Raw genomic sequence first — 10,054 nt, 5'->3', positions numbered from 1 at the left:
GCTTCCTTTGTACTCACCCCAGCGACACTCGCTGCGGCTTTCCTCCGGGCTTTCGTTCTGCTGTCTTGCGTTTCCGACTCTATCAGACTCTTTCGCGTCCGATTTCCTCGGCGCTTTCCAGGTTTTCGCTTTCGCGTTTCCCTTTCCGGCGGTTCCGACTCTATCAGAAGATTTCCACCGGATTTCCCCGGCTTCGAATTCCTGAAATGGAAAGTCGGACGTACCCCGATTGGATCTTGAGGTCCATGGGGGTGAGAGAGAGTTTAAACCGTCGCTGCCGAACTTGTCCAGTTCGAGGCAACCGTTCGAATCTACCTCCCCGCTCGTTCCGTGTCAACGGCGTTTGCGGGACGACGAGGAGACTAGCAGCTCAGCAGGCTTGTACGCACATCAGGCGGCGGTCGGGAGCGTTGCCGTGCGGTCGGCGGCCGCGACGTCGCCGTGCTCGCCGGCGCGGGCGGCCCTGCCGCCCAGGACGAAGACGTAGAGCAGGAACGCCGCCTCGGCAGCCACGCCGATCGTGATGCGTGCCCAGGTCGGGAGGCCCGAGGGGGTGACGAAGCCTTCGATCAGACCGGAGACGAACAGGACCGCCGCGAGGCCGATGGCCATGCCGAGAGCCGCACGGCCCTGCTCGGCGAGGGCCGTGCGGCGGCTGCGGGGACCCGGGTCGATGACCGTCCAGCCCAGCCGCAGGCCGGTGCCCGCCGCCACGAAGACGGCGGTCAGTTCGAGCAGGCCGTGCGGCAGGATCAGGCCGAGGAAGACGTCGAGCCGGCCGGCGGAGGCCATCAGGCCGAGGCCCACCCCGAGGTTGGCCATGTTCAGGAAGAGGATCCACAGCACCGGGATCCCCAGGAAGGCTCCGAGGACGAGGCACATCGCAGCCGCCTGGGCGTTGTTCGTCCAGACCTGGGCGGCGAAGGAGCCCGCGGGGTTGCTGGAGTAGTACGTCTCGTACTCGCCGCCCGGCTCCGTGAGCTCCTTCAGGTGTTCGGGGGCCGCGATGGCGCCCTGGACCTCGGGGTGCGTCGCTATCCACCAGCCGATGAGGACGCCGAGCGCAGTGGAGAGCAGCGCCGTCGGTATCCACCAGCGGCGGCTGCGGTAGACCGCGGCCGGGAAGCCGACGGCGAAGAAGAGGGCGGCGTCGCGCCAGCTCGCGCGGCGGGTGCCCGTGACCGTGGCGCGGGCCCGGGCGACGAGCTGGGTGAGCCGGCCGGTGAGCATGGGGTCGGGGGCACTGGACTGGATGAGGGAGAGGTGCGTCGAGGTGCGCTGGTAGAGCGCGACGAGCTCGTCGGCCTCCTCGCCCGTGAGCTTGCGACCGCGGCCCAGGAGCTGCTCCAGGCGGGCCCACTCCGCGCGGTGTGCCGTGACGAAGACGTCGAGATCCATCCGGTGCGCTCCCCTGCCAGGCCCCCTGGCCGCTGCCTATTCCTAGTGTGGTCAGCTTGGCAGACTTGATGCGGTAGGGGCGGGGCAGGTCACGTGAGAGGTGCTGCGGTGAGCGAACTGGTGACGGGGGACGCGGTCGTCCTGGGGCTGCGGCCTGCGAGGCTGCCCAGCCGCGCGCTGGCCATCCTCCTGGACCTGGCCGTCTACGTCACCGCCTACGTGCTCATCGGGGTCGGGCTGACCATGGCGACGGCCTCGCTGGACCCGGCCGCCCAAGCCGCCGTCGCGGTGGCGAGCTTCGTGTTGCTGCTGGTCGGCATCCCGATCGCGGTGGAGACGCTGTCCCACGGGCGATCTCTGGGCAAGCTCGCCTGCGGGCTGCGGGTGGTGCGCGACGACGGCGGGCCGATCCGGTTCCGGCACGCGCTGGTGCGCGGCGCCCTCGGGGTGGTGGAGCTGCTGCTGACCTTCGGCGCGGTCGCGGCCATCGCCTCGCTGGTGTCGGTGCGCGGGCGGCGGCTCGGAGACGTCTTCGCGGGGACCCTGGTGGTTCGGGAGCGGGTGCCGGGAGCGCGGGTGATGCCGGTACCGGCGCCACCGCCGTGGCTGGCCGGGCGGTTCACCCAGCTGGACCTGTCAGCCGTGCCGGACGGGCTGTGGCTGGCGATCCGCCAGTACCTGACGCGGATGAACCAGCTGGATCCGCACGTGGGTGCGGCGATGGCGGCGCGGCTCGCGGACGACCTCGTGGCGCGTACGGGTGCGCCGCCGCCGGCAGGGGTGCCGGCCGCGGCCTTCCTGATGGCCGTGGTCCATGAGCGCCAGTCGCGCGATGCCGCCCGTGCCTTCCACGCGGCCTCCGCTGCCGCGGCCCCACCCGTCCCGTCGGCCGTGAACGGCTTCGGGCCGGTACCGACCGCTGCCGTGCCCCCGACGCCGGCCCCCTCCCCGACCCCGTACGTCACACCCGCGCCCGTGGCGCCGACGCCTCCCGCGGAGGTTCCGCGGGCCGGCGGGTTCGCTCCGCCCGCCTGAGGGCGGAGGGGTCATCACTCCTCGAAGGCCGAGGGCGGGGTTTCGAGGTGCTCCAGTTCGATGCCCGGGGCGGAGAGGACCACATCGCCGGCGATGTGGACGGTGTGGACCTCGCCGGTGTCCAGGGCCGTGACGCGGTACTCGTCCACCAGGAGCGGGCCGCTGTCCGTGGGGTGCTCCTCGCGGCCCACCAGGGCCCAGGCCTGGTCGACCGTACGCGGGGCCAGGACCGGGTCGGTGAGGGCGAGCAGCCGGACCCGGGTGGCGGGCGCGCCGGGGGCCGGGCGCAGCAGCCGGGCCGTGGCGATCAGGAAGGCCGGAGACGTGCCGGTGAAGCCGGGGGCGGCGATGTTGCCCTCGGCGGCCTCGGTTCCGGTGGGGTCGGTGCGGACCCAGGTGACGCCGTCGAGGGCGGCTCCGCGGACCTGCCAGCTCGCGGCGTTGACCTCCACGCGGATGGGCCGGCCGAGTTCGTCGATCGCGAGGTCGACGGAGCCGCGGTGCTCGCCGTCCGGGGCGGTCAGCTGGGAGACGTAGCGCCAGCCGGAGGGGCCGGGGGCGCAGTGGAAGTGCTCCTCGCCGAGCGGGGCGTGGTCGTGCGGGTCGTGGAGCGAGTATCGGCCGCGGGGCATGGTGCGCACACTTCTTCGGATCGGGGATACGGGGCAGGCCCCCGGCACGGGTGCCGGGGGCCTGCTTCAGGTCCGTCCGCCGCTGATCGGCTGGTGATCAGTAGCGGTAGTGGTCCGGCTTGTACGGGCCCTCGACCTTGACGCCGATGTAGGCGGCCTGCTCCGGGCGGAGGGTGGTGAGCTTGACGCCGAGGGCGTCGAGGTGCAGCCGGGCGACCTTCTCGTCGAGGTGCTTGGGGAGCACGTAGACGTCGGTCGGGTACTCCTCCGGCTTGGTGAAGAGCTCGATCTGGGCCAGGGTCTGGTCCGCGAAGGAGTTCGACATGACGAAGGACGGGTGGCCGGTCGCGTTGCCGAGGTTCAGCAGGCGGCCCTCGGACAGGACGATCAGGACCTTGCCGTCGGGGAACGTCCAGGTGTGGACCTGCGGCTTGACCTCGTCCTTGACGATGCCGTCGACCTTGGCCAGGCCGGCCATGTCGATCTCGTTGTCGAAGTGGCCGATGTTGCCGACGATGGCCTGGTGCTTCATCTTGGCCATGTCCGAGGCCATGATGATGTCCTTGTTGCCGGTCGTGGTGATGAAGATGTCGGCCGTCTCGACGACGTCGTCCAGCGTGGCGACCTGGTAGCCGTCCATGGCCGCCTGGAGGGCGCAGATCGGGTCGATCTCGGTGACGATGACGCGCGCGCCCTGGCCGCGGAGGGACTCGGCGCAGCCCTTGCCGACGTCGCCGTAGCCGAAGACGACGGCGACCTTGCCGCCGATGAGGACGTCCGTGGCGCGGTTGATGCCGTCGATCAGGGAGTGGCGGCAGCCGTACTTGTTGTCGAACTTCGACTTGGTGACGGCGTCGTTCACATTGATCGCCGGGAAGAGCAGGTCACCGGCCTGCATCATCTCGTAGAGACGGTGCACACCGGTGGTGGTCTCCTCGGTCACGCCGCGGATCTCGGACGCGAGCTGCGTCCACTTCTGCGGGTTCTCGCCGAGGGTGCGGTTCAGCAGGGTGAGGATGTGCGCGTACTCCTCGGAGTCCGCGGTGGACGGGTCCGGGGCTTCGCCGGCCTTTTCGAACTCGACGCCCTTGTGGACGAGGAGGGTGGCGTCACCACCGTCGTCGAGGATCATGTTCGGGCCGCCGGTGGAGGTGTTCGGCCAGGTCAGCGCCTGCTCCGTGCACCACCAGTACTCCTCCAGCGTCTCGCCCTTCCAGGCGAAGACCGGGACGCCCTGCGGGTTCTCCGGAGTGCCGTTCGGGCCCACCGCGATGGCGGCGGCAGCGTGGTCCTGGGTGGAGAAGATGTTGCAGGAGGCCCAGCGGACGTCGGCGCCGAGGGCGACGAGGGTCTCGATGAGCACGGCCGTCTGCACGGTCATGTGCAGCGAGCCGGTGATGCGGGCGCCGGCCAGGGGCTGCGCCTCGGCGTACTCCCGGCGGATCGACATCAGACCCGGCATCTCGTGCTCCGCCAGGGTGATCTCCTTGCGGCCGAAGGCGGCGAGGGAGAGGTCTGCGACCTTGAAGTCCATGGGTGCTGCTCCTCATGGTTCGAGAGGTGGGTACGGCTGTTCCGTGCGCCGTCCTGGGGACGGGACACCGGGCACAGTCCGTCGGGGGTCCTCTCTCCCCTCGGCCGGTCGCAGGGACCGCCCGACCCGCCATCAGCAGCGACGCCTGACACTGCCCACGAATCTACACCGATCGGCGGCGGCGGCCCCAGTCGGACGGAGAACTGGGCCGGCCCGGATGGCGTGGCGTCCGGTCTCACCCCCACCCGATGCGCCTTTTCGGCCAGACCGTAATCTTCCAGCCGTTCGTACTGGTGGGAGGGATGGGGGATTCATGGCACGCAGGCCTGGACGGCGTCGGGGGATCTGGGCGATCGCCCTGCTGGTGCTCGGCGTCATGCTGATCGCCGGTCCGCTGGCGTACATGCGCGTCCGGTTCACCCCGGTGAAGCAGTTCGGCGACAACATGCTGCCCACGATCCCCGTCGGGAGCTTGCTTCTGATGGAGAAGGACCACGGTGAGGTCCGGCGCGGTGACGTGGTCACCTACGACCCGGCCGAGTGGGGGTACGACGGCCCGTTCGTCGGACGCGTGGTGGCGCTGGGCGGGGACCACATCGCCTACACGATGGGCGACCGGACGCTGGCCCTCAACGGAAAGCCCCTCGACGAGCCGTACGTGCCCGATGGCGAAGCCGGGGCCGGCGGAGTGGGCTTCGCCGTCTCGGTGCCGCAGGGACGCATGTTCGTGCTGGGCGACAACCGCGGCAACTCCCAGGACTCCCGGTTCCATCCGGAACACCACCGGGGGACGCTGCCGCTGGCCGCGGTGACCGGGGTCGATTCCGGGATGCACGAGGAGTCCCCGCTGATGGTGGTCCTCGGCCTGCCCCTGTCCGCCGGGATCTGCCTCCTGCCTCTGTCACTCGGGCTGGGGATCGCCTCGCTCGTGGTCCGGCGGCGCAGGCCGGCCGAGTCGCCCGGGCCCGTCTGGGGCGCCACGCAGGTGGACGTGCCGTAGTCCCTGCACGTGCGCCGGAGGCCCCCGCGGGCTGCCCGCGGGGGCCTCCGGCGCACGGACGGGAACCGCCCGGGACTACTTCGCGGCTTCGGGGCGGTAGATGTCCGGCTCCAGGTAGATCACCCGGGCGATCGGGACCGCCTCGCGGATGCGCGCCTCGGCGGCGTTGATCGCGTCCGCCACCTCGGCCGCGGTGTCGTTGCCCTCGACGGCGATCTTGGCCGCGACGAGGAGCTCTTCGGGGCCGAGGTGCAGGGTGCGCATGTGGATGACGCGGGTGACGACGTCCCCGTCGACGGCCGCGGCCTTGATCTTCTCGACCTCTTCGACGCCGGCGGCCTCACCGAGCAGCAGGGACTTGGTCTCCGCGGCCAGGACGATCGCGATGACGATGAGCAGGACGCCGATGCACAGGGTGCCGATGCCGTCCCAGACACCGTCGCCGGTCAGCAGGGCGAGGCCGACGCCGCCGAGGGCCAGGACCAGGCCGATGAGGGCGCCGAAGTCCTCCAGGAGGACGACCGGCAGTTCGGGTGCCTTGGCTCGCCGGATGAACTGGGTCCACGTGAGCTTGCCGCGGATCTCGTTGGATTCCTTGATGGCGGTACGGAAGGAGAAGGACTCGGCGATGATCGCGAAGACCAGGACGCCAACCGGCCAGTACCAGGCCTCGATCGGGTGCGGGTCGTGGATCTTCTCGTAGCCCTCGTAGATGGCGAACATGCCACCGACGGTGAAGAGCACGATGGACACGAGGAAGGCGTAGATGTAGCGCTCGCGCCCGTACCCGAAGGGGTGTTGCGGTGTCGCCTCGCGCTGGGCCTTCTTCCCTCCGAGCAGGAGCAGGCCCTGGTTCCCGGAGTCGGCCACCGAGTGGACGCTCTCCGCGAGCATCGACGACGAGCCGCTGAAGAGGAACGCCACGAATTTGGCTACAGCGATGGCGAGGTTGGCGGCGAGGGCCGCCACGATCGCCTTGGTACCGCCCGACGCGCTCATGGGTGCGGGGTGTCCTTCCTGGGCCGGTGACTACGGCCGCACATTGTTGCAGCCCCGGGCGCCGACGCCGCGTCAGACGGCCACGGTGGCCCGGAAGACCGTTCCGTTTCCGACCAGTTCGACCTTTTCGCCCGCCGGTACGAAGGCCGATCCGCCCGGCGACAGGGCCAGTTCACCGGCCTGCACGGAGCCCGCCGTGCACAGCAGGATCTGCGGGGCGCCGTCCGGGAGCACCTGCGGGGTGCCACCGGGCGCGAGGAGGAAGCGGGAGAGCCGGAACTCGTCGACGGGGGCCTCGTAGACCTCCTCGCCGCCGTCCCCCTCGGGGCGCATGACGGTCGGGTCGCTCGGCTCGAACCTCACGATCTTCAGCAGCTCGGGCACGTCCACGTGCTTGGGGGTGAGACCGGCGCGCAGCACGTTGTCCGAGTTGGCCAGCAGTTCGACGCCGAGGCCGTCGAAGTAGGCGTGCGGAACCCCCGCGCCGAGGAACAGCGCCTCGCCGGGCTGGAGTCGGACGTGGTTGAGCAGCATCGCCGCGATGACGCCGGGGTCCCCCGGGTACTCGTGGACCAGGGCGGCGTACGTGGCGTACTCGCCGCCCAGGCGCTCGGCGGCGGCCGCGGTCTCGGCGACCGTACGGGCCATCTGCTCGCGGTCCGCGCTCAGTACGGCGGTCAGCACCTCGCGCAGCGCGGCCTCTTCGGGGTGCGCGCGCAGCAGGTCGGCGTACGGCTTGAGGGAGCCCACGCCCAGCCCTTCGAAGAGGTCCGCGGACGCCCGCGGGGAGCGGAAGCCGCACAGCCCCTCGAAGGTGGTGATCGCGCAGATCATCTCGGGCTTGTGGTGGGGGTCCTTGTAGTTGCGGTGCGCCGCGTCGATCGGGATGCCGCGCCGCTCCTCGTCCTCGAATCCCGCCTTCGCCTGGGTCTCGTCGGGGTGGACCTGGAGGGAGAGCGGAGCGCCGGCGGCGAGGATCTTGAAGAGGAAGGGCAGCCTGGGGCCGAACTTGGCCACGGTGGCGGCACCGAGCTCCCCCACGGGGTCGGCGGCGATGACCTCCGCGAGCGTCCTGACCCCGGCACCGCGGTCGACGCGCGACGGGGCGCCCGGGTGGGCTCCCATCCACAGCTCGGCCTGCGGCTCACCGGTGGGTTCGACACCGAGGAGCGCGGGCAGGGCCGTGGTGGATCCCCAGGCGTAGGGGCGGATCGTGTTGGTCAGGCGGTCCATCGTCGTCTTCCTGGAGAGATCCGGGCACGTGCGCGGTTGTCAGCCGTGTCCCCCGGACGCCAGCGCCAGGTAGGCGGTGGCGAAGTCCGTGACGGCGAGCAGCTCGGCGAGCTGCTCCAGCTCGGCGCCTTCCTCCGGTTCGAGCTCGCTGATCGCCGTGTCGTGGCTGAGGGCGAGCTCGCGTGCGGCGGGGGCGGCGGTGAGGCCGCCGGCCGGCCGGTCCCGCAGCAGAACGACACGGGCGCGAAGGGCCTGGGGCTCTTCGACCCGGTCCCGGAAGAAGTCGTCGGGGTCGGCACCTGCGGCGAAGTCGCCGGCGAGCAGGACACCGTGGGCGGGCAGTGCCTCGGGGAGCGCGGCGGCCAGCGCAGGGCGGCCGGCGAGCTCGGCGAGGGTGGCGGCGAAGCGGCGGCCGGCGGGGCCGGCGCCGGTTCCCTCGGTCCAGATGAGCGGCAGCGAGTCCGCGAGCTCGGCGGCGAGGGTCTTGGCCGGGTTGGAGTAGGTGGCGATGGCGGGCCCGCAGCGTTCGGCCGTCCGGTCGAGCCGGTCGGCGACGAGCTGGAGGGTGTCGGGGGCCGCGGTGATCAGGCCGACCTTGTCGAGGAGCAGCAGCAGGGGTGTCAGCAGGGCCCACAGGGCGCCCGGGCCCGCGGCTGCGGACTCGTCGAACTCCTGGTACGGGGCCTTGGCCATCGGTACGAGGAGGCCATGCGCGCCGTCCACCGCCTCGCTCAGCGGTGAGCGTTCGGGGGCGACGGCGACGACGGTGCAGCCGCGCCGGTAGGCCTGCTCGGCGAGCAGGGCGAGCCCGGGCTCGGTGCCGTCGGTGGTGGTCACCAGCAGCAGGTCGACGGACCCGGCCCAGCCGGGCAGGGACCAGCGCAGTGCCCCGGCGGCGTGGGCGACCCCGGTGGGGTCGAGGCGGATCACCGGCGCGGAGGCGCCGGCGAAAGCTCCGAGCAGGTCGGCGACCCCGGTGGCGGCGGTGCCGGGCCCGGCGATCAGGACCGCGCGCGGGCGGCCGTCGGGGCGCAGGGTGGCGATGCCCGCCTCGCTCGCGTGCCGGGCCGCCGTACGGACCCTGGCCCCGGCCTCGGCCGCGCCGCGGAGCAGGCCCCGTCGGTCGACGCGGGCGAGATCGTCCGGTGCGTCGAGGAGCGACTCGTCGAGCATGGCGGCCTCCGGCTGTTGGGTGACGGGAACCTGTCTGCGCGTGTTGCGGTGCGGGTGTCGTGCGGTGATCTGCGGATGGTGCGGTGGTGCCGGTCAGGCGGGTCGGCGGGCCTCGTCCACGAGCAGGACCGGGATGCCGTCGCGGACCGGGTAGGCGAGACCGCAGTCCTGGCCCGTGCAGAGCAGCTCGGGGGTCTCGTCGGCCGTCTTGTCCTCGAGGGGCGCGTGGCAGGCGGGGCAGGCCAGGATCTGCAGGAGGCCGGCTTCGAGCGGCATGGGGTGGGTTCCCTTCGGGGATGCGGGTGGGGCGTGGTCAGCGTACCGCTGGGGCTCCGCCGGTGCGGCTTGGGGCGGGCGGGGGTGGGAGGCCGGCTGCGCGGGGGCGCCGGGACCGCTGGGGCGGGTGTTGCGGATCTCCGCTCCGCCGGATCCGCGCCCCGGGGCCCGCCCGGCCGGGGTGGGGAGGGACTCAGGGCGGGGCCGGGGGTCCGGCTCGGGTCGGAGGGCGCGGGCCCGGGGGTCGGAAGGCCCCCGGTCCCCGGCAGGGCCCCCGGGCCGGGGTCAGGCCCGGATCAGGGCCAGGGCCTCGTCCCGGACCCGGGACAGCGTGTCCACGTCACGAGCCTCAACGTTCAACCGCAGCAACGGCTCGGTGTTCGAAGCACGCACGTTGAACCACCACCCCGCACCCGTCACCGTCAAACCATCCAACTCATCCAGCTCCACACCCTCACGACCCGCGAACGCCTCCCGCACCGCAACCAACCGGCCCGCCTGGTCCGCCACCGTCGAATTGATCTCCCCCGACCCCTCATACCGGTCATACGACGCCACCAACTCCGACAACGGACCGTCCTGACCCCCCAGAGCCGCCAACACATGCAACGCCGCCAGCATCCCCGTATCCGCGTTCCAGAAGTCCTTGAAGTAGTAGTGCGCCGAATGCTCACCACCGAAGATCGCACCCGTCCTCGCCATCTCCTCCTTGATGAAGGAATGACCCACCCGGGTACGCACCGGCGTCCCACCGCACTCCCGCACCACCTCCGG

Annotated in this window: 9 protein-coding genes and 1 pseudogene; 2 read left to right on the top strand and 8 right to left on the bottom strand. The window is 71.6% G+C overall.

Going from position 1 to position 10,054, the window contains the following annotated elements:
• Positions 1 to 390 precede the first annotated feature (390 nt).
• Positions 391 to 1,398, bottom strand: a complete 1,008-nt coding sequence (locus ACFW2G_RS32500; protein ID WP_384585591.1) for a stage II sporulation protein M — start codon at positions 1,396 to 1,398, stop codon at positions 391 to 393.
• A 108-nt stretch (positions 1,399 to 1,506) separates the two neighbouring features.
• Here ACFW2G_RS32500 and ACFW2G_RS32495 point away from each other — a divergent pair, with 108 nt between their 5' ends.
• Positions 1,507 to 2,433: an RDD family protein gene (locus ACFW2G_RS32495; protein WP_384585588.1), complete on the top strand. Its 927-nt coding sequence runs from the start codon at positions 1,507 to 1,509 to the stop codon at positions 2,431 to 2,433.
• A gap of 14 nt (positions 2,434 to 2,447) precedes the next feature.
• Here the strand turns inward: ACFW2G_RS32495 and ACFW2G_RS32490 are convergent, their stop codons facing one another.
• Positions 2,448 to 3,065 (bottom strand): hypothetical protein, encoded by a 618-nt coding sequence (locus ACFW2G_RS32490; protein ID WP_384456432.1) that lies wholly within the window; start codon positions 3,063 to 3,065, stop codon positions 2,448 to 2,450.
• Between the two features lie 97 nt (positions 3,066 to 3,162).
• Complete coding sequence (gene ahcY, locus ACFW2G_RS32485) at positions 3,163 to 4,599, bottom strand: adenosylhomocysteinase (protein WP_037925342.1); 1,437 nt, start codon at positions 4,597 to 4,599, stop codon at positions 3,163 to 3,165.
• Between the two features lie 313 nt (positions 4,600 to 4,912).
• On the opposite strand from ahcY, the gene lepB reads away from it, so the two are divergent.
• Positions 4,913 to 5,599, top strand: coding sequence for a signal peptidase I (gene lepB / locus ACFW2G_RS32480; protein WP_384456434.1), 687 nt, complete (start codon positions 4,913 to 4,915; stop codon positions 5,597 to 5,599).
• Positions 5,600 to 5,674: 75 nt separating this feature from the next.
• Here lepB and ACFW2G_RS32475 read toward each other — a convergent pair whose 3' ends face one another.
• The 5 genes and pseudogenes from ACFW2G_RS32475 to manB form a co-directional block, all read right to left on the bottom strand.
• Positions 5,675 to 6,598: a cation diffusion facilitator family transporter gene (locus ACFW2G_RS32475; protein ID WP_037925340.1), complete on the bottom strand. Its 924-nt coding sequence runs from the start codon at positions 6,596 to 6,598 to the stop codon at positions 5,675 to 5,677.
• Between the two features lie 72 nt (positions 6,599 to 6,670).
• Positions 6,671 to 7,831, bottom strand: coding sequence for a mannose-6-phosphate isomerase, class I (manA, locus tag ACFW2G_RS32470; RefSeq protein WP_384456438.1), 1,161 nt, complete (start codon positions 7,829 to 7,831; stop codon positions 6,671 to 6,673).
• A gap of 39 nt (positions 7,832 to 7,870) precedes the next feature.
• Positions 7,871 to 9,004, bottom strand: coding sequence for an SIS domain-containing protein (locus ACFW2G_RS32465; RefSeq protein WP_384456440.1), 1,134 nt, complete (start codon positions 9,002 to 9,004; stop codon positions 7,871 to 7,873).
• 93 nt (positions 9,005 to 9,097) lie between these two features.
• A complete protein-coding gene (locus ACFW2G_RS32460; RefSeq protein WP_037925335.1) occupies positions 9,098 to 9,280 on the bottom strand; it encodes a Trm112 family protein in 183 nt (60 codons plus the stop codon).
• A gap of 285 nt (positions 9,281 to 9,565) precedes the next feature.
• Positions 9,566 to 10,054, bottom strand: a pseudogene (gene manB / locus ACFW2G_RS32455) (phosphomannomutase/phosphoglucomutase); the annotation flags it as partial.

The sequence above is a fragment of the Streptomyces sp. NPDC058880 genome, from assembly GCF_042742535.1.
Taxonomy (GTDB): Bacteria; Actinomycetota; Actinomycetes; order Streptomycetales; family Streptomycetaceae; genus Streptomyces.
This window is presented reverse-complemented; position numbering and strand designations above follow the sequence as displayed.